General features: G+C 71.2%; 12 protein-coding genes. 5 read left to right on the forward strand and 7 right to left on the reverse strand.

Features of this window, described 5'->3' with window-relative positions; all coding sequences use genetic code 11:
- Nucleotides 1–24 precede the first annotated feature (24 nt).
- Entirely contained in the window at nt 25–2,310 is a 2,286-nt protein-coding gene (locus VFZ70_18440; GenBank protein ID HEX6257794.1) for a DEAD/DEAH box helicase, read from the reverse strand.
- Nucleotides 2,311–2,488: 178 nt separating this feature from the next.
- Here VFZ70_18440 and VFZ70_18445 point away from each other — a divergent pair, with 178 nt between their 5' ends.
- The 3 genes from VFZ70_18445 (at nt 2,489) to VFZ70_18455 (ending at nt 4,018) form a co-directional block, all read left to right on the forward strand.
- Nucleotides 2,489–2,890: an STAS domain-containing protein gene (locus tag VFZ70_18445; GenBank protein ID HEX6257795.1), complete on the forward strand. Its 402-nt coding sequence runs from the start codon at nt 2,489–2,491 to the stop codon at nt 2,888–2,890.
- A 20-nt stretch (nt 2,891–2,910) separates the two neighbouring features.
- Complete coding sequence (locus tag VFZ70_18450) at nt 2,911–3,318, forward strand: ATP-binding protein (GenBank protein HEX6257796.1); 408 nt, start codon at nt 2,911–2,913, stop codon at nt 3,316–3,318.
- An 88-nt stretch (nt 3,319–3,406) separates the two neighbouring features.
- Nucleotides 3,407–4,018 (forward strand): class I SAM-dependent methyltransferase, encoded by a 612-nt coding sequence (locus tag VFZ70_18455; protein ID HEX6257797.1) that lies wholly within the window; start codon nt 3,407–3,409, stop codon nt 4,016–4,018.
- Between the two features lie 67 nt (nt 4,019–4,085).
- On the opposite strand, the gene VFZ70_18460 is transcribed toward VFZ70_18455, so the two are convergent.
- From VFZ70_18460 to VFZ70_18475, 4 genes are all read right to left on the reverse strand, one after another.
- Nucleotides 4,086–4,391 carry a hypothetical protein gene (locus VFZ70_18460; GenBank protein ID HEX6257798.1) on the reverse strand — a complete coding sequence of 102 codons (306 nt, stop codon included), beginning with the start codon at nt 4,389–4,391 and terminating at the stop codon, nt 4,086–4,088.
- Between the two features lie 172 nt (nt 4,392–4,563).
- The gene (locus tag VFZ70_18465) at nt 4,564–6,675 is read right to left on the reverse strand and encodes a sodium-translocating pyrophosphatase (GenBank protein HEX6257799.1); all 2,112 of its coding nucleotides are present in this window, start codon (nt 6,673–6,675) and stop codon (nt 4,564–4,566) included.
- Nucleotides 6,676–6,971: 296 nt separating this feature from the next.
- A complete protein-coding gene (locus tag VFZ70_18470; GenBank protein ID HEX6257800.1) occupies nt 6,972–9,479 on the reverse strand; it encodes an FtsX-like permease family protein in 2,508 nt (835 codons plus the stop codon).
- 2 nt (nt 9,480–9,481) lie between these two features.
- Nucleotides 9,482–12,565 carry an ATP-binding cassette domain-containing protein gene (locus VFZ70_18475; protein ID HEX6257801.1) on the reverse strand — a complete coding sequence of 1,028 codons (3,084 nt, stop codon included), beginning with the start codon at nt 12,563–12,565 and terminating at the stop codon, nt 9,482–9,484.
- Nucleotides 12,566–12,770: 205 nt separating this feature from the next.
- Here VFZ70_18475 and VFZ70_18480 point away from each other — a divergent pair, with 205 nt between their 5' ends.
- A complete protein-coding gene (locus VFZ70_18480) occupies nt 12,771–13,727 on the forward strand; it encodes an HD domain-containing protein (protein HEX6257802.1) in 957 nt (318 codons plus the stop codon).
- A gap of 238 nt (nt 13,728–13,965) precedes the next feature.
- Nucleotides 13,966–16,377, forward strand: a complete 2,412-nt coding sequence (topA, locus tag VFZ70_18485) for a type I DNA topoisomerase (GenBank protein HEX6257803.1) — start codon at nt 13,966–13,968, stop codon at nt 16,375–16,377.
- Nucleotides 16,378–16,504: 127 nt separating this feature from the next.
- Here the strand turns inward: topA and VFZ70_18490 are convergent, their stop codons facing one another.
- Complete coding sequence (locus VFZ70_18490; GenBank protein ID HEX6257804.1) at nt 16,505–17,386, reverse strand: class I SAM-dependent methyltransferase; 882 nt, start codon at nt 17,384–17,386, stop codon at nt 16,505–16,507.
- A 188-nt stretch (nt 17,387–17,574) separates the two neighbouring features.
- Complete coding sequence (locus VFZ70_18495) at nt 17,575–19,932, reverse strand: 1-deoxy-D-xylulose-5-phosphate synthase N-terminal domain-containing protein (GenBank protein HEX6257805.1); 2,358 nt, start codon at nt 19,930–19,932, stop codon at nt 17,575–17,577.
- Nucleotides 19,933–19,942: the final 10 nt, after the last annotated feature.

Consider the following 19,942-nt stretch of genomic DNA (forward strand, 5'->3'; position numbering starts at 1 on the left):
GCGATCGCCGTTCTCGCGTCGGCGTCAGCCGCTGTCGTGGTCGGCGAGCGCCGCCGTGAGCAATGCGATCGCCCCGCGCTTGTCGAGGGGTTCGTTGCCGTTGCCACACTTGGGCGACTGGACGCAGGACGGGCAGCCGTCGTCGCACGGACACGCGTCGATGGCATCGCGGGTCGCCTGCCACCACAGCGCGTCGGTGTCGAAGGCACGGGCCGTGATGCCCGCGCCACCGGGGATGCCGTCGTAGACGAAGATCGTCGGGTTCGCCGTGTCGGCGTGCCACGCCGTCGACACTCCTCCGATGTCCCACCTGTCGCACATCGCGAACAGCGGCAGCAGCCCGATCGCGGCGTGCTCGGCGGCGTGCAGGGATCCTGGCCACCGCTGCGTGCTCAGCGCTGCGGCATCCATGACGGCTTGCGGTACGGTCAGCCACACCGCGGTCGTCGCCAGTCGCTGGCGTGGCAGGTCCAACTCGGTGACGCCCAGCGACTCGCCGGAGAAGACGTGCCGGCGTTCGAAGGCCAGCACCTGCGTGGACACCTCGACACGACCTGACGACAGCGTGCACCTGCCCCACCGACGGCGTCGCTCCTCAGCCAGCACGTAGATGTCGGTGTCGCTACGCGCTCTGGTGTAGGTGGTGCCGTCGTCGCGCTCGACCGCCGCGACCCCACGGTCGAGATCAAGCTCCGACACACGCCAGCTGCGGCCCTGGTGGAGGTAGTTGGCGCCGGGATGCACCGTTGCCGGCGCGCGCGCCGCGTCCACGTCACCCACCACCACGCCGGTCGCGGCCTCGACGATGGTCACCGGTGCCCCCGCCGTGGATCTGATGTGCACGCTGGCCGCCGGTGATCCGCGACCGGCCCAGTACACGCGTCCAGCGCGTCGCCGCAACCTGCCCTGGGCGATGCCGGCCTCGATCAGCGGGGTCGTGTCCGCCGGCGCGAACCACGCGTCGTCGGCGTCGAGCGGCAGCTCCCACGCCGCGCAGTCGAGGTGCGGCCCGAGGATGTACGGGTTCGTGACGTCGCTGCGCGCGTGCTCGAGCGGCCGGCCGAGGAGGCGTTCGGGATGGGCGAGCAGGTAGTGGTCGAGCGGGTTGTCGTCACCCACGAAGATGACGAGTGCCTCGTTGCCGCGACGTCCCGCCCTGCCGGCCTGCTGCCAGAAGGACGCCGCCGTGCCCGGCCAGCCGACCACGATGACGGCGTCGAGTCGGCCGATGTCGACGCCGAGCTCCAGCGCGTCGGTCGCGGCGACCGCCTGGATCGTCCCGTCGATCAGGCCGCGCTCGACCGCGCGTCGCTCGTCGGCGAGCAGGCCGGCGCGGTAGGCACGGACCTCCAGGTCCGGCGCGACACGACGTGCGTGCAACGCGAGCAGCTCGACCCCGGCGCGTGACCGGGCGAACGCGAGCGTCGAGCGCTCCGCGGCCGCCACCGCACCCAGCAGGTCCGACGCTTCCGCCAGGGTCGACCGGCGGGTGCGCAGCTGGTCGTCCATGAGCGGCGGCTCCCACAGGCCGATCACCGATCGCGGCCGGGCCGAACCGTCGACAGCGACCGCCTCGACCGGGGCGCCGACCAACGACGCGGCGTGCTCGGCCGGGTTGCCGATGGTCGCGCTGGCGAGCGCGAACACCGGGTCGGCGCCGTAGTACGAGCAGATCCGGCGGAGCCGCCGCAGGATCGCGGCCACGTGTGAACCGAACACGCCCCGCGCAACGTGGCACTCGTCGACGATCACCAGTTGCAGCCGGTGCAGGAAATCACCCCAGCGCCGGTGGTTCGGCAGGATGCCGATGTGCAGCATGTCGGGGTTGGTGAGGATCACGTTGGCGGTCCGCCGGATCGCGTCGCGCTCGGCGCGGGACAGGTCGCCGTCGTACGCGGCGGCGCGCACCTGGGGCAGGCGGAACTCGCGCAGCGCGCGGACCTGGTCACGGGCGAGCGCCTTCGTGGGGGACAGGTACAGCGCCGTCGAGCGATCGTCGTCGAGCACGGCCTGCAGCAGCGGGAGCTGGTAGCAGAGGCTCTTGCCACTGGCCGTGCCGGTCGCGACCACGGTGTGCCGCCCTGCGCGGATGCGCTCGGTTGCGTCGGCCTGGTGTTCGTACAGTGCGGTGATCCCTGCCAGCTCGAGTCGTGAGCGGAGCAGTGGTCCGATCCAGGACGGGAGGTCGGTCATGCGCGGTGCTCTGGCGGGCAGGACCTCGAGCGCGGCCAACCTTGACCGCTCGAGCGCGTCGGGATGGGCCTCGGCGGCGTCGGCGGCCAGCAGTCTGAGCAGGGCGTCGCTGTCCACGCAGCCAGGCTAGGACTCCGTGGCCCGGGTCGGTCCGCCGGTCGTTCGTGGAACCAGGCCCCACGTCGGGTTGGTGTCCGGCGGAGCCGGTCCGCCGGTCGTTCGTGGAACCAGGCCCCACGAAGTTTGTGCCCCTTCGCGCGCGGATAGACCACCACAGCAGAAGGCGCGGCGGTTCGTGCCCGCCACACAGCGCTCGCCGGACGACTTTCTCACGTCCCGGCTCGAAACAACCAAGGGGTACGACGTGGAGTTGACGCTTGAACACCGTACCGAGGGCGACAAGACCGTCCTCGACGTCGCCGGTGAGGTCGATGTCTACACCGCCCCCAAGCTGCGGGAGAAGCTCGTGGAGCTCGTCAGCGACGGGCACTACGACATCATCGTCGACATGACGAAGGTCGAGTTCCTCGACTCGACCGGTCTCGGTGTGCTCGTCGGTGGCCTCAAGCGGGTGCGGTCCCACAACGGCTCGCTCGAGCTCGTGTGCAACCAGGAGCGGATCCTGAAGATCTTCCGCATCACCGGACTGACGAAGGTCTTCCCGATCCACGACACCCTCGAGGAGGCGCTGTCGTAGCGGTCGACCCGAGCGCGCCCATGCGCGCCGAGCTGCGCATTCCCCGGGATCCCGCCTTCGTCGGGCTGGCCCGGCTCGTGGTGGCGCATGGCGCGCGCCTGGCGGGGGTCGCACAGGATCGGGTCGAGGACGTCAAGATCGCGGTGGCCGAGGCACTGGCAGTGGCCACCGTCGGCAGGGGTGCCGAGGGCGCGACCGATCACATCACCCTGCACTTCGGCGTGACGGACGCGGGGTTCGAGGTCACCGTGGTCGGGCTGGATGAGCCGGCCGTGGCCGCCGACGCCGAGGACTCGATGCGGCTCGACCTGCTCGACCTGCTCGACCCCAAGCTGGGCTTCACCCTCATCGAGGGGTTGACCGACGAGTTCGGCTTCGAGCCCGACGGTGACACGATGCGCGTGCGCTTCGTGGTCGGCGTCGGTTAGCGCACGCTGTCCACGGGCCGGTCGCGGTCCGTGCGATGAGTTGGCATCATCGACGCTTCGGACTGATCCCCACAGACTGGTGGATGGCGTGGATCCGCGAACCCAGGAGAGCATCGCGGCGTACGACCGTGCGGCCGAGCGCTACCACGAACTGTGGAAGGAGCGCCGGCCCCTCGACGCGGTGCGCACGTTCGGCACCCTCGCGGGGCGCAACGCCCGCGTGATCGACGTGGCCTGTGGCCCCGCGCTCGACGTGCGTGTGCTGCGCGACCAGGGGCTGGTCGTCTTCGCGGGCGATCGCAGCGAGGCACTGATGCGGATCGGGCACATGCTGTTCCCGAAACGGCCGCTCGCGCGCTGGGACCTCCGCCGGTTGCCGTTCGCCGATGACGTGTTCGAAGGGGTGTGGGCGGCGGCGGCGCTGCAGCACCTGCCACGTCGGGAGATGCGCGCGGCGCTGGGCGAACTGCGCCGCGTGCACGGCAAGGGCCCGATCTTCGTGTCGTTCCGTGAGGGACGTGATGACCTGCAGCTCGTCGACGAGCCGGAGCTCGGTCCCGTGCACGTGACCACCGTGACGGGCGACGAACTGAAGGCGCTGCTGCTCGACCAGGGCTACCAGCAGGTCGAGATCCAGGAGCGTCCAGATCCGCTGGGCCGGGCCGAGGTCACCTGGGTGTACGGCTGGGGACGGTGCTAGGCACAACCCGCGCGACCGTCTCCGTGGCCGCCCGCGGACGGTGGGGTCCAGCAGGCCGTCACGGTCGCTAGACGACAGCGGTCCGTGCGGACCAGCGGTCGACGGCGCGCGTCCCGGGCGCCCGCCGGCGCCGAACGACGTGGCGTAGCGCCCGCCTGTGGGCGCGGCAGACGAACAGGACGGCTGCCCGCCGGATGAAGCGCAGCGGGTCGTCGATGTCGCTCCAGTGCCCGGAGAGCTCGGAGAAGACGGCGTCGACGCAGGCGCTCGCGGTCACGTGGTCACCGCTGTGGCGCAGTGCCAGGTCGAAGAGAAGTGGCGCCTGCTCCTGTCGGAACAGCTGGAATGCGTCGCTGCGCTGATCTGTGGCCATCGGTGCTCCGTGCCCCCGGCTGCGGATGTCACACCGGCGTCCGTGGCCGCCGGCAGAAGCATCGTGCATCACGGGCGGGGTGCGCCACATTGGCCGATCCGACACGACAGAACCCGCCACGCAGGCGGGTTCCGTCCAACCTGGCCGGCCGCACAGTGTGCGGCGCCAGCTCCTACACGAAGGCCGTGGCGAAGATCAGCGACACGATCGTCATGACCTTGATGAGGATGTTCATCGCCGGTCCGGACGTGTCCTTGAACGGGTCGCCGACGGTATCGCCGACGACGGCCGCCTTGTGCGGCTCCGAGCCCTTGCCGCCGTGATGGCCGGCCTCGATGTACTTCTTGGCGTTGTCCCAGGCGCCGCCCGCGTTGGCCATGAAGATCGCCAGTGCGAAGCCGGTGACCAGGGCACCTGCCAGGAAGCCGCCGAGCGCGTCGGTCGAGATGAGGCCGATGACCAGCGGGATGATGACGGCGAGCGCGCCGGGCAGGACCATCTCGCGCAGCGACGCCTCGGTGGAGATGTCGATGCAGCGCGCGTAGTCGGGCTTGACGGCGGTCTTGGTGCCGACGGCCCCTGGACCAGCCGACAACGACTCGCGCAGCCCCGGCACCTCGTTGAACTGGCGGCGGACCTCCTCGATCATCTTGTTCGCGGCACGTCCGACGGCCTGCATGGTCAGGGCGGCGAACAGGAACGGCAGCATCGCGCCGATGAACAGCCCGGCGAACACGTCGACCGTGCCGATGTCGAGCGAGATGCTTCCGCCGGCGCTGAGGATCGCCTGCTCGAACGCCTTGAACAGCGCGAGCGCGGTGACGGCGGCCGATCCGATCGCGAAGCCCTTCGCAACGGCGGCGGTGGTGTTGCCGAGCGAGTCGAGCTCGTCGGTGACCGCGCGGACCTCTGGCGGCAGCTCGGCCATCTCGGCGATGCCGCCGGCGTTGTCGGCGATGGGACCGTAGGCGTCGACCGACACGACCACGCCGGTGGTGGCCAGCATGCCGATCGCGGCGAGCGCGATGCCGTAGACGCCGGTGTTGTCGACGCCGGGCAGTGCCTGCTCACCGGCGTAGAACGACACCCCGACGGCGATGACGATCAGGATCACGGCGCCGGCGACCGACTGCATCCCCGACGAGATCCCGCTCACGATGTTCGTCGCGGCGCCCGTCTCGCTCGCGTGCGCGATGTTCTTGACCGGACCGTAGTGGTCCGACGTGTAGTACTCGCTGACGAAGCCGATCGCCGTCCCGACCAGCAGGCCCGCCGTCACCGCGACCGGGAAGCCCCACCAGTTGTCGACGCCCTCGACGCCGTTGAAGAACACGAAGCCGAACACGAACGAGAGCACGACGGTCAGCCCGAGGGCGACGTTGGACCCACGGTGCAGGGCATGGGCGAGCTGCCGGCCGCTGGCGTCGGGCGACGCCTTGACGAGGAAGGCGCCGATGATGGATGCGATCATCCCGAGGGCGCCGATCGCCAGCGGGAACAGCAGCGCGCGCGACTGGAACTCGCCGGTGTTGGCGAACGCGAACGCGGCCAGCGCGATCGGCGCGATGATCGACCCCGCGTAGCTCTCGAACAGGTCCGCGCCCATGCCGGCGACGTCACCGACGTTGTCGCCGACGTTGTCGGCGATCGTTGCAGGGTTGCGTGGGTCGTCCTCGGGGATGCCGGCCTCGACCTTGCCGACCAGGTCCGCGCCCATGTCGGCGGCCTTGGTGTAGATGCCGCCGCCGATGCGGGCGAACAACGCGATCGAGCTCGCACCCAGGCCGAAGGCCGTCAGCACCTGGAACGGCTGATCGACCTGGAGCCAGTCGACGAAGAACAGGTAGCCGACGCCAAGTCCGAGCAGCGCGAGGCCGGCGACCGAGAAGCCCATGACCGCGCCGCCACGGAACGCCAGGGGCAGTGCCAGCTGCGGCCCGGTTCGCGCGGCCTGCGTGGTGCGGGCGTTCGCCATGGTCGCGACCGTCATGCCGATGAACCCGGCGAGTCCCGACAGGACGGCGCCGAACAGGTAGGCGATGGCCCCCCAGGGTCGGCCGTAGTCGAGGAAGACGAAGATGAGGACCGTCATCGCGACGACGAAGATCGCGATCCAGCGGTACTCACGGCGCAGGAACGCGCGAGCGCCCTCCTGGATCGCGTTCATCAGCTCGACCATCCGGTCGTTGCCGGGATCGGCCGCCTTCACGACGTTGTAGAAGTAGCCGGCGAGTGCGAGACCGCAGAGGGCGGTCAGCACGCTCACCACAGGGGTGACAGTCATCGGGCCTGGTTCTCCTCTCGGGGACTCGGCGCTCGCCCGCCGAGTGGCCACGTCGCGCGTGGTACGCGCCGGAGAAGCGTGCGCGGGGGCGACCGTGCGCCCTGGAACGTTGTATGGCGGAGCAGGACGTCCACGTGGATCGTGGCGCCGGGCTCCGCATGGTGTGGGCGTTCCGCGGCCCGGTTCCGGCGGATCAGGCTGTCGTGGAACCCCGCCGAGTATAGGGAACCCGTCCCTGCCCGCAATGTGACAGCCTGCCGGTGCGGCACCTGTCGACCGGCGCTCGTCGGTGCCGCTCAGTCCAGGGTGACGGCGCGCAGCACGTCGACGTGGCTGGCGCGCCGTGCCGGGACCACCGACGCCACGACGCCGGCCACAAGCATCACCCCGACCGCGATCGCGAGCTGGAGCGTAGGCAGCGAGAAGGTGGTCAGCCCCTCGTCGCGCAGCACGCGCACACCAAGCCAGCCGAACACCGTCCCCAGCCCGAGGCCGACCACCGACCCGAGCACGGTGATGATGACCGACTCCCACCGCACCATCTGCCGGGCCTGCCGCCGCGACATGCCCAACGCCTGGAGCAGGCCGAGCTCTCCGCTGCGTTCGACGACGGACAGCCCCAGTGCGTTCACGACGCCGACGAACGAGATGATGACCGACAGCAGGACCAGGCCGATCACCAGGCCGAGCAGCCGGTCGGTCTGTTCGCGAACCTGCGCACGCAGCTCGCCGGTGTCCGCGACCCGCACATCGGGCCGGTCGGTGACGACGTCATCCAGGGCGGCGCGCACCGCTGCGACATCGGCCGAGGGCGCGACCTTCACGAAGGTCACGAGATCCTGCCGCTCCGTCGCGCCCTCGGTCACCGACGCGTCGATCAGGACCCGCGCGACGCGTGTGGTGCCCGGGAGGTGGACATCGTCGGTGAGCGCGACGACGGGCCGTGCCGCCGCGCCCGCACCGTCGATCCGGACGGCGACCTGGGCGCCCAGCGGGATGCCCAGCGTGCGCGAAACCGCGATGCCACCGTCGGCCAGGCCGTCCAGCCTGCCGTCCACGACGGTGACGTCGTAGACGTCGGGCAACGTGACGCTGTCGATGACGAACGTCGTGCGGGCCGCGCCGTCGACATCGGCGCGGGTCACCCCGGCCGCGCTGGCAACGTCGACTCCGTCGATCTCCCGCGCACGCTCGGTGACCGCATGCGGGAACCCGATCTGATCCACGGCCTGCAACTGGTAGTCGGCGCGGAACTGCTCGACGATCACCCGATCCAGTGACGCTCTGAACGACGAGACCAGGATCAACACGAACGTGACGAGGCCCAGTCCGATCAGCAGGGCGGACGCGGTGGCGGCGGTCCTGCCCGGGTTGCGGACCGCGTTCGCCCGTGCGAGCAGCCCCGGCAGGCGGCGGAGTGCGCGGACCGGCATCCCGATCATCGCCGTCAGCGGCCCCGCCACCAACGGTGACAGCAGTATGACCGCAAGCGTGAGCGCCGCCGCACCGACGGCGAACGTGACGAGGCTTCCCCGCTCGAGCCCGGTGCCGATCAGCAGCGATGCGGACAGTCCCCCGACAAGCATCCCAACGGTCAGCCGCGCGGTCGAGATCACGGTGCGGGCACCGGCCGAGGCGCTGCGCATGGCGTCCACGGGCGCGCGGCGGGACGCCCGCAGCGCTGGCGCGAGCGCGGCCAGGATCGTCACGGCGATGCCGATGGCGAACGCGATCACGGCGGTGCGTGGCGCGACGACCAGGCCGGTGGCCGGCAGCGGCTGAGCGACGAACGCCAGCAGTTCCCGCAGGCCGATCGCGGTGCCGATGCCGACACCAACCCCCAGGACAGACCCGATGACCCCGATGAGTGCGGCCTCGGCGAGCACGGCGCTCAGCACCTGCCGGCCATCGGCGCCGACCGCCTGCATCAGCGCCAGCTCGCGTGTGCGCTGTGCGACGGTGATGCCGAACGTGTTGAAGATGATGATCGCGCCGACCAGCAGGGCGGCACCGGCGAAGACGAGCAGGCCCCGCGTCAGGAAGCTCAGGAAGTCACCGACCTGCGCGACGGAGTCGGTGACGAGCTCGTCGACGGTCAGCACCTCCACGCCGGATCCGAGCTGCCTGGTCAGTGCGTCGCCCAACGCCGCGAGGTCGCCATCGTCGCTCCGAACGGCGATGTATGTCGCGCCGTCAGTCCCGTACAGCCGCTCGGCCGCGGCGTCGCTGAACACCACGGTGGTGGATCCCGCCAGGTCGCGGACGGCCGCCGGCGGATCGATCAGGCCCGTGATCCGATACGTCTCGACCGCTCCGTCGAGCAGGACGCCGGTCTCGTCGTCGACGGCTCGCCCGAGCTCGTCGGCGCTTGCGGCGTCGATGGCGATCTCGTCGTCCGCCGACGGCATCCTTCCGTCCCGCAGGTCGAGTGCCCCCGGCATGGTCGTCGCGTCGATGCCCTGCGTGACCGCCCCGAAGCCGCCCAGGAAGGCGCCGTCGTCGCGGGCGAGCCTGGCCAGGCCGCGGTAGCGGGGCTCAGCTTCGGCGACCCCGGGCACCTCGGAGATCTGCTCGGCCATCTGCGACGGCACGCCGCGCTGGCCGCTGTCGGCCCCTGCCGCCGACGACACGATCAGATCGGCACCTTCGACGGTCGAGCCGAACAACGCTTCGAAGGCGTCGCGGACCGTGTCGGTGAAGACGAACGTCCCGGTCACGAAGGCGACCCCGAACACGACCGACACCGCGGTGGCGACGGTGCGCAGCAGGTGTCCGCGCACGCTGCCCCAGGCGATCCGCCACATGATCAGCCCGGCGGGCGTCGATTCGTGCCGCGGGGCGTCCCGGGTCGCGGGCGCGGACCGCCGCGCCGCCCGGCGCGACCCGACAGGCGGTCGAGTTGCTGCTGGAGCGACTCGAGTGCCGCCCGCGCATCGTCGGCCCCGTCGGCGCGACGCGTGTTGCGCAGGGACGCCAGGGGAGCAGGGACCGGCGGTTCGTCCACCGGCTCGGCGGACCGTTCGACGCGAGGCTCCCCCCCGTCGCCCGCCGCCCGCGGCCGCACCGGCGCGACGTCGTCGGCGGGGGCGGGGGCGTCGTCGGCGTCATCAACGACACCGTGGTCAACGGCCCATCGATGGTCGGCCGTCCGGTTGACATCCGGCGCGTGCGCGTCCGATCGCCACGTGTCCTGCGGCTCCCGATCGTGGGGCAGGCCAGCGTCGTCGTGCGGATCGCGTGACTGCATCGCCGCGTGCCGTGGCCACCCGGCGCCGTCCTCGTCGTCGACAGGCGCGGCGCTGTCGGCGACGTGCGTCCCGGATCCCACGGACTGCGACGCGTGCCCGAACGTCGGCATCCACACCTCGTCGAGTGCCGGGTCCGCGTCACCGTCCCAGGCGGAACCCCACTGATCGCTGTCGTCGCCCGCGGGGGTGACCCCGGGCGCGGCCGGCGCGGCGTCCCCGCCAGTGGTCGGCTCGTCGATCGGACCCACGGAGTCGTCGCCGAGGTCGTGCGTTGCCGGCTCGTGGATCGCCCGGTCGGGCCGGTCGGTGGAGTCGTCGTCGCCCGGACCGGCCTGTTGGGCCGACGGGCCGTACGACGGCGCGGCGAGGGCGGGCGGCGCCTCGTGGGTCGGTTCGGCGGGGTGGTCCGCGAGTGCCGGGGCCGCCTCGTGGGTCGGTTCGGCGAGATCGTCATCGATCGCTGCGACGGCCGGGTCGTCGACCGGTTCGGCGGACCGGTCGACGGCGGCCGACGGCACGTCCTCGACCGTGTCCGCCTCCTCGGGCGTGGACGCCGCAGCCTGCACCACGTCCCGATCGAACCGCGCGGTGGCCCACAGATCTCCGCTGTCGTGGGACAAGTTGCTACCGCGCCGGACCGCGCCCTGCTCGGTGCGGTACTCCTCGGCCTTCCGCGCGTCCGGCGGAGCCCACGGGTCGGCCGAGTCGTGATCGGGCCCAGCGGCCGTCGATCCGATCCGTGCCGTCGAGGTCAGCGGGTCGGTCTCTGGTCGCGACCACGGTGCGTCGACCTGGTCCGACGCCCCATGCGGGGTGGGGTGGTGCGCGGCGTCCGGATCGTCGTGGCTGACGTCTCGGTACGTGTCCTCGGGGTCGTGGTCATGGCCGGCCCACCGCCGGTCTGGGTCGGCGTACCGCCCGTACCCGTCGGGGGGACCCCCGCGGCGGTAGCTGTCGGCGTGGTGCTGGTGGGTGTCGGCGGGCTCGCGGTAGCCGTCGGCGTGGTGCTGGTGGGCGTCGGCCGGTGCGTCGTACGTGTCGGTCTGGTGCTGGTGGGCGCCCGGCAGATCCTCGTGGTCGTGTGTGCGGGGGTGGCCGTCCGTCCGGTGCCCCCTGCTGGGCGCGCGGTCGCTGTGGGCGTCAGCCGGAACGGCGTCGGCGTACCGGTCGTCGACCCACGACCGCATCGCAGGCAACCAGTCACCGTCAGTCGGCGCGACGGGGTGGTCGGTCGCACCCCACGTGCCGTTGCGGGTGGACCGCGCCGGGTCGTCATCGCGGTCGTTCCATGTGGCGCGGCTGCCGTCTCGGGCCGCCGGATCGTGGTCCCGGTTCCACTCGACCGCGTGTCGGTGATGGCCGTTCGTGGCGGCGCCGTTCACCTGGTGTGGCGCCGGCGTCGGTGGCGGCGGAGTTCGGAAGCGGCGTCGTGTGTCGTGGCCGTCCGCGTCGTCAGTCTCGGCTCGGAGACGGTCGTCCTCTGCACGGGCTTGTTGCTCCTGCCAGAACGACGCCTCGTGGCTGCGGTCGGCCGGGTGCGGTTCAGGATCGTGCTGCGGTCGGCGGCGAGCCGCGTTGTCGGCCGGTCGGCGCGTCACCGGCTGTTCGATCGGCGGGTCGTCCCACTGCGCACCAGCGTCGCGCGGACCTTGGTCGAACGCCGCGTCACTGTCCTGCTCGGCCTCGAACTGCTCCCTGATGCGCTGCAGCCAACGTTCCTGGCGGGCGACCTCGACCTCGTCATCGGATCCCACCATCGGACGGCCTGGGTTCGGCTCGCCCGGCTGTCGTCTCCTTCGACTGCGCATGGTGTGCTGCCCATCTGGTCGTGGTGGTGTGTCGGCCGGGCCGCGGTGATCCGGGCCGCCGGAACCGGCGACATCGCTGTCATGGTGGGGGTCGGACCCCTCTCCGACGGCCCGCCGATCGTGGCGGTCGACGACCCTGCCGTCCGAGAACTGCAGGATCTGATCGGCGTACCTGGCGACCGACGGATCGTGTGTGACCGTCACCACCGTCTGTTCGAACTGATCGACGGCGTCCCTGAGGAGTGTAAGCATCTCGCCGCTGGTCGTGGTGTCGAGGTTGCCTGTCGGCTCGTCGGCGAAGATGACCTCGGGTCGTCCGGCCAGGGCCCGCGCCAACGCGATGCGCTGCTGCTGACCCCCGGACAGCTCGTCGGGGCGGTGGTGGATCCGGTCGCCGAGCCCCATCCGACTGATCACGTGGTCCAGCCACTCGTGGTCGGGCGACCGTCCGGCCAGCAGCTGCGGCAGCGTGATGTTCTCCAACGCGTCGAGGGTCGGCACCAGGTTGTAGGCCTGGAACACGAAGCCGATGCGGTCGCGTCGGACCCGGGCCTGCCGGCGTCGGCTCAGCGCGGTCAGCTCGGTGTCGCCCAGGAACACCCGGCCCGACGTCGGCGTGTCGAGCGCGGCGAGGCAGTGCAGCAGGGTCGACTTGCCCGAGCCTGACGGACCCATGATGGCGGTGAAGGAGCGACGGGGGATGTCGAGGGTGACGTCACGCAGTGCGTGGACCGCTGTGTCGTCCGTGCCGTACACCTTGCTCAGCGCCTCCGCGTGGCACGCGCTCGCCCCATCGACGTCGCGACGGTCGTCGGCGTCTGCACGTAGGACCATGAGCGCGACCCGCCTCCTGTGTCGTGTCGGCATGGTGCGACGGCGGTGCGTGGAGTGCTCCCGTACGCTCCACACGGGTCGGCCGGCGGCGCGTCGTCGACCCTGACGGACGCGGACCTGCCGGCGATCGGCTTAGGCTCTGACCATCATGCCCGCTCAGTACAGGTACCGTGATCGGTCGATCCGACAGGTACAGGAACGACAGTTGGCGCCGGCGGCCACCCGGTCGTGCGCGTCCCGCGGCCGTCCGCGCTCCGAGGAGGAGGATCCCGACCGCACCTGCTTCGAGGTGGATCGTGACCGGATCCTTCACTCCAAGGCGTTCCGCCGGCTCAAGCATAAGACGCAGGTGTTCATCGACCCCGATGGTGACCACTACGTCACGCGCATGACCCATGCCCTCCAGGTGACCCAGGTGACGCGCGCGCTGGCGGTCACCCTCGGACTCAACGAGCCGCTCGCCGAGGCGATCGCGCTGGGCCACGACGTGGGGCACACGCCGTTCGGTCACGCGGGCGAGGACGTGCTCGCCGAGGTGATCCCGGGCTGGCAGCACGGCGCCCAGGGGGTCCGGATCTTCGATGTCCTCGAGCCTGCGAACCTCACGTGGGAGGTCCGCGACGGCATCCGGGCGCACACGTGGCGCGTCACACCGGGCCCGGCGACGGCCGAGGGCGCCTGCGTGCGGTGGGGCGACCGCATCGCGTACCTCACGCACGACGCCCGTGACGCTGTCCGCGCCGGCTTCCTGACGATCGATGAGCTGCCGCGCGAGGTGGTGGAGCGCCTCGGTGCGCCGAGCGGCGCGTGGATCGGTCAACTGCTCCGGGCTATCGTCGATCACACGGTCGCCACGGACGAACTGGCGATGGATCCTGAGATGGCGGGAATGATGCAGCGTCTGCGGACGTTCATGTTCGAGCGGGTCTACCTCAGTGAGCGGCTCGCCGAGCACAAACTGGCGGCGACCACCGTCACCCGCCAGCTGATCGAGTACCACCTGGACTACCCGGAACAGATCCCGGACACGTATCGTGAACACGATGCGGACCGGTTGCGGCAGGTGGCCGACTACGTCGCCGGCATGACCGACCGGTACGCCCTGACCACGTACGAGCGGTGCATCGGTCCGGTTCCCACCATCGCGAGGGTCGACTCCTGAGCCGGTGCGCGCCGCCCCTCGGCGGGGCGCTGGCGGTGGGGCGCTGTGGACAGCGGGGTTGTGCGACGCTCGCCATGGCGTGTAGGAGTGGTAGGGACGCGGGGCAACAGTGGGCGTCACCGAGGGTGTGACGTCGGTCCGGCGTCGACATGGTGCGGCCGTGCCACACACGGATCGCCGTGTCGGAGGGTCCGCGGTAGTTCTGAGAAGCAGCGCGCAGTGCAGATCTGGAGAGCTCTTGGCGAAGAACCTGGTGATCGTCGAGTCGCCGGCGAAGGCGAAGACGATCGAGAAGTACCTCGGCGGCAACTACAAGGTGTTGGCGTCGGTCGGGCACATCCGTGACCTGCCGCGCAGCGACTTCGCCGTCGACACGTCCGCCGAAGACGTCTCCCTGCGCTACGAGGTCCCGAAGGGCTCGTCGAAGGTCGTGACGTCGATCCGAAGGGCTGCGAAGGCCGCCGACCACGTGTTCCTCGCGACCGACCTCGATCGTGAGGGCGAGGCGATCGCCTGGCACGTGGCCGAGGTCGCCGACATCGACACCGCGACCGAGAACCGCGTGGTGTTCAGCGAGATCACGAGGGATGCCGTGCTCGCGGCCTTCGACCAGCCGCGCCGCATCGACCAGCACCTGGTCGATGCCCAGCAGGCACGCCGCGCGGTCGACCGCATCGTCGGGTACCGCGTGTCGCCCACGCTGTGGCGCAACGTCGCGAGCGGCATCTCAGCCGGCCGCGTCCAGTCGGTCGCGCTGCGCATGATCGTCGACCGCGAGGACGAGATCCGCCGCTTCGTCGCGCAGGAGTACTGGAGCCTGCACGGTGACTTCGACCGCGACGGCACCGCGTTCGCGTCGGAGCTCTACAGCGTCGACGACCAACGGATCACCGACCCCAAGAAGTACGACGAGGCCATCGACAAGGACGCGTCCCCGGACCTCCGCGGCGGCAATCGGACCGCGAAGCTGCATGTCATCCGCGACGTCGACGAGGCCCGGCGTCTCGAGGGCCTGAGCCGCGCGGTCGACGGGTGGACGGTCACGGACGTCACGCGGCGCGAGACCAGGAAGAATCCCGCGCCGCCGTTCACCACGTCGACGCTGCAGCAGGAGGCGGAGCGCAAGCTGGGCTTCGCGCCCGGGCGGACCATGCGGATCGCCCAGCAGCTGTACGAGGGCATCGCACTCGGCGACGAGGGTCCGACCGGACTCATCTCATACATGCGTACCGACTCGACGAACCTGTCCAACACGGCGCTCGGCGAGCTGTCGGAGCTGGTGCGAACCGACTACGGCGAACGCTATTCGCTGGACAGGCCGAGGCGGTACTCGCGCAGCAGCAGGAACGCCCAAGAGGCGCACGAGGCGATCCGCCCGACGAGCGCCATGCGCCGCCCGACGCGGGTCGCGCGTCACCTCGACCGTGACCAGGCCGCACTGTACGAACTGATCTGGAAGCGCACCGTCGCCACCCAGATGGCGCCGGCGGTCTACGACTCGGTGCGCGCCGACATCGTGGGCACCGCCACCCCCACCGGCGGGAAAGCAACGGAGCTGACGTACCGGGTCACCGGACGCATCCTCAAGTTCGACGGCTTCATCGCCGTCTACGTCGAGGGCACCGACGACGGCACGGTCGACGAGGTCACTGCATCCCTGCCCGACCTGGTCGACGGGCAGACGCTGGCCCTGGTCGACGTCCGCGGTGAGCAGCACTTCACATCCCCGCCGTCGCGCTACACGGGATCCAGCCTGGTCAAGGCGCTGGAGTCGGAGGGTATCGGTCGGCCGTCGACGTACGCCTCGATCATCCAGACGCTGCTCAACCGCGAGTACGTGCGGCTCGAGTCGCGCCGGTTCTTCCCGACCGCGCTCGGCGAGGTCGTGACCGCCTACCTCAAGCAGCACTTCGCCGAGGTCGTCGACACCAGCTTCACCGCGCGCATGGAGGACGAGCTGGACGAGATCGCGGCCGGCAGCCAGGCGTGGGGCCCCATGGTGCGTGAATTCCTGGGCGAGGTCGACGAGTGGATCGCCGACCGCAAGCCGGAGCGCCCGCGCCTGCCGTTGGACGGCGCGACGTGCCCCACGTGCGACGCGCCGATGGAGAAGGTGTTCAGCGGCAAGTCGCGCCAGTGGTTCGCGTCGTGCAGCCGGTGGCCCGAGTGCGACGGCACGCTGCCGCTCGACGCCGAGGGCAACGTGACGACGATCGAGGAGCTGCAGCCCGACGAGAGCGTGCGCTGTCCCGAGTGCGGCAAGGCGATGATCCGTCGCGAGGGGCGGTACGGGCCCTTCTACGGCTGCCAGGACTACCCGAAGTGCAAGGGCATCGTCAACGTCGAAATGCACATCGGCTTCGACTGCCCGAAGTGCGGGATGGGGCAGCTCACCGAACGGCGCAGCCGGCACGGCAAGCCGTTCTACGGCTGCAACCGGTACCCGGACTGCGACTTCGCGATGTGGACGACCCCGCTGGCCCAGCCGTGTCCGAACTGCGGTGGCCCACTGAAGCCGCCACGCAAGAACGCCAAGAACCCGGTCGGCACGTGCGCGCACTGCGGCGAGAAGACGCCGGTCGACGCCGATCCACCGCGCGTCGGAACGACCGAGGTCGTGCCCGGCCGGGACGAGTCCGCGGCGGCCTGAGCCGGGGCGCCCGCGCGCCTCGACCGCGGCGGCCCTCGCCGTCGCGCGCCTGCCTCGACCTGTGCGGCCCTTGCGGCCCTGTCCGCGCCGCCGTGCGTCGCCCGCCCGTGCCGCAGGCTCATCGGTGCTACGTGTCGGGGATGTGCACCGCCGCCAGCAGGCCCGTGCCGGCGCCGTCGGAAGTGGCGAGGGTGACCGTGAACGCGTCGTCCGGTGGGCCCGGGTCGAACGCGTCCGCGCCGCCGCGACGGCGTCGTCCCACGACACCGGCCAGGCGGTGGGTCACACCGGGCAGACGCGACTGCACCGTCGCCCACACGCGGTTGGCGATCGGTTCGCCGACGCGCTGCAGGCGGCCCAGGCGGAAGCCCGGCCCGTCGATGCGCCACACGTCGACCGGCAGCCCGCCGGCGTTGTGCAGCAGGGTGCGCAGGCTCACGGCGTCCAGCGTCCCGATGTGCGGGGCATAGCCCGACCACCCACCGAGGTAGCCGCGCTCGTCGGGTGTGGAGCAGATCACGACGCCACCCGGGACGGCGTGGTCGAGCAGGCCACGGACGAAGTTGAGCTGGTCGGCGTAGCGGATGTGCTCCAGGACCTCCATCGCCGTGACCACCGCGGCCTTCGGGGCGTCGGCGATGTCGGTGTGGGCGGCGACGTCGGCGAACGACCGGTGCGCGAGTTGCAGCACGGAGGGATCGTGGTCGACGAGGTGCGCCGGACGCCGCAACTGTCGCGCCAGCCACGACGAGAAGACACCGACACCACTGCCGACGTCGAGCACGGGACCGTCGACGCGCACGTGCTGGGCGATGTCGGCGGCGAGAACGTAGTTCATGGTGTGCCGCACGAGCAGATCCGGGCTGGCATGGTGCGCCGGGTCCCCGCCCTCGGCGTTGGTCCCATGCGCCGTGCGGTACTGATCGAGCGTCGCCATGGCTCCGCGCACGCCGCCGAGCGCGGCGTCGAGGCCGCCGGGCCGGGGCGCCGGCCGCGGTGCTGATGTCATGGTGGTGCTGTCCCGCCGTCGTGATGCGCCCGTGGACGGCGCAGCGTCCCTGCAGCCTGCCACGTACGAACGTCGTGCGCGGAGGTCGGGGATCGGGCGACCGGACACCGTGCCGTCGCCGGTGATGTCGATGCGGTCGATGGTGTGGCGGGTGTCGATCCACCCACGCCTGCGGTGCAGGCGGGACGTCAGGTGACGCCGGCGATGGCGAGCAGTGCGGCGTTGACGATGTGATCGGTGCTGATGCCCACCAGGTCGTACAGGTCGGCGATGGTGCCGGACTCACCGAATCGTTCGACGCCGAGGGGGATCTGCTGGGCGCCGACCGCCGAGCCGAGCCATGCGAGCGCATGTCCGGACGCGTCGTGGGCGGACACGATCGGCACGTCGCCGCCGCCCAGCAGGTCGCCCAGGTGCGCTGGGGGCACCCGGGCGGTGGCGTGTGCGGCCGCGGAGCGCAGGCCGGCCTGCCAGCCGCGGTACAGGCGATCGGCGCTGGTCACCACGGTCACCGCGGGGTCGACGCCCTCGTCGTCGAGCACGGTGGCGGCCGCGAGCACGTCCGGGACGATCGCACCGCTGGCGACCAGGTCGACGCGGGGTCGTCCGTCGTTGGACGGCGTGATCAGTCGGTAGCCACCGGCGAGCACGTCGGCGCGCAGTCCGTCGTCGCCCATCCGCCGTCGGGCGGTGTGGAACGGTGACTGGTCGATCGGGCGGGTGGACAGGCGCAGGTACAGGCTCTCGCCGTCGGCCGCCGTCAGGCGGCCGAGCCCATCGCACAGCAGCCAGTCGACCTCGGCGGCGTACGTCGGTTCGGCGAAGGCGACGCCCGGCAGTTCCACGCCGACCGAGGCCGTGATCGTGGACTGGTGCGCTCCGCCCTCCGGTGCCAGCGTGACACCGGACGGCGTGCCCGCGAGCACGAACCGCGCACCGCTGTACAGCGCGTAGACGAACGCATCGAGTCCGCGCAGCACGAACGGGTCGTAGACGGTGCCGACCGGCAGCAGCAGCTCACCGTGATGCTCGTGCGCGAGACCGAGCTGGCACAGCAACAGGAACAGGTTCATCTCCGAGATGCCCAGCTCGACGTGACGACCGTCCGGCCCTGGTGCCCACCGCAGCAGCCGGTCCGCACCGCCGTGGTCGTCGAGCGGCGCAGGAGCGAAGACCCCGGCCTTGTTGATCCACGACCCCAGGTTGGTCGAGATCGACACGTCGGGCGACGCCGTGACCAGCCGCGGTCCGACCGCCGCGTCGTCGGCCAGCGCGGTCAGCGTGCGTCCGAACGCCTCCTGGGTCGAGGTCGGCTTGGTCACGTCCCGTCGCATCGTCGTGGTCGGGACCGGCAGGCTGGGCCGCGGCGGCGGGGGGACGTTGTTGAGCTCCTCGCCGACGGCGGCGCACAGGCGACCCTCGGGCGAGTCGGGATCGAACCGCGCCCACTCGTCGTCGGCGGGCAGACCACTGGCCACCCGCAGATCGTCGATCTGGTCGGACGTGAGCAGTCGGCTGTGGTTCAGCGGGTCGCCGGCGATGGGCAGGCCCCAGCCCTTGATCGTGTACGCGAACACGATGCTCGGACGTGACGCCTCGGCGTCGCACGCGGCGAAGGTCGCGAGCAGTTCGTCGTGGTCGTGCCCGCCGAGGTTGAAGAGCAGGCCGGGCAGCGCCTCGTCGTCGACGCCGTCGAGCAGGCGTCGCACCGCGGGATCGGCGCCGGCCGCCCGCTCACGCAGGGCGGCGCCGGTGTGGGCGAACAACGCCTGATAGGCCTCGTTGGGCATGGCGTCGATGTGGGCGCGCAGCGCGTCGCCGTGCGGCTCGGCAAACATCGCCTGCAGCCTGCGTCCGTACTTCGCCTCGACGACGTGCCAGCCGGCATCGGCGAAGAAGCGCTGCAGCCGGGTCGACGCGATCCCGGGCACCACCCGATCGAGGCTCTGACGGTTGAGGTCGACGATCAGCATGACGTTGCCGAGGCCCGCGGTGACCGGGTCGGCGATCGCCTCCCACACGTTGCCCTCGTCGAGCTCGGCGTCGCCGACGGTGGCGATGCACCGCGCCGGGGGTCTATCGCCGAAGTGACGGTCCACGTAGCGTCGGGTGGCCGCCGAGAACAGCGGGGCGACAGCGCCGAGCCCGACCGAGCCGGTGGAGAAGTCCGCGACGTCGGGGTCCTTCGTGCGCGACGGGTACGCCTGCAGGCCGCCACGCCGCCGCAGCCGGGTCAGGTACGCGCGGTCGAGCTCGCCCGTGAGGTACTTGATCGCGTGGTACACGGGTGACGCGTGCGGCTTGACCGCGACCTTGTCGTCGCGGCGCAGGTGCCCGAACCACAGCGCGGTCATCAGCGAGACCATCGACGCTGACGACGCCTGGTGCCCGCCGACCTTGATGCCACCGGCGTCGCCGGTGTTGGCGATGTCGACCATCCGCACCGCCAGCCACAGCACGCGTTGCTCGATGCGTGTGAGCACGTCGGCGTCGACGTGCGCGTCGGCGCCGACCGCCGCGTCGTCGGGGAGGTCGACCCGTGTCACGCAGCCCTCC

The sequence above is a fragment of the Euzebyales bacterium genome, assembly GCA_036374135.1.
Classification (GTDB): Bacteria; Actinomycetota; Nitriliruptoria; order Euzebyales; family JAHELV01; genus JAHELV01.

Bases quoted from the DNA above. Each gene is read 5' to 3' on its own strand.
- VFZ70_18475 (HEX6257801.1), bottom strand. From the start codon at position 12,565: ATGGTCCTACGTGCAGACGCCGACGACCGTCGCGACGTCGATGGGGCG.
- VFZ70_18470 (HEX6257800.1), bottom strand. From the start codon at position 9,479: ATGTGGCGGATCGCCTGGGGCAGCGTGCGCGGACACCTGCTGCGCACC.
- VFZ70_18490 (HEX6257804.1), bottom strand. From the start codon at position 17,386: ATGACATCAGCACCGCGGCCGGCGCCCCGGCCCGGCGGCCTCGACGCC.
- VFZ70_18450 (HEX6257796.1), top strand. From the start codon at position 2,911: ATGCGCGCCGAGCTGCGCATTCCCCGGGATCCCGCCTTCGTCGGGCTG.
- VFZ70_18460 (HEX6257798.1), bottom strand. From the start codon at position 4,391: ATGGCCACAGATCAGCGCAGCGACGCATTCCAGCTGTTCCGACAGGAG.
- VFZ70_18465 (HEX6257799.1), bottom strand. From the start codon at position 6,675: ATGACTGTCACCCCTGTGGTGAGCGTGCTGACCGCCCTCTGCGGTCTC.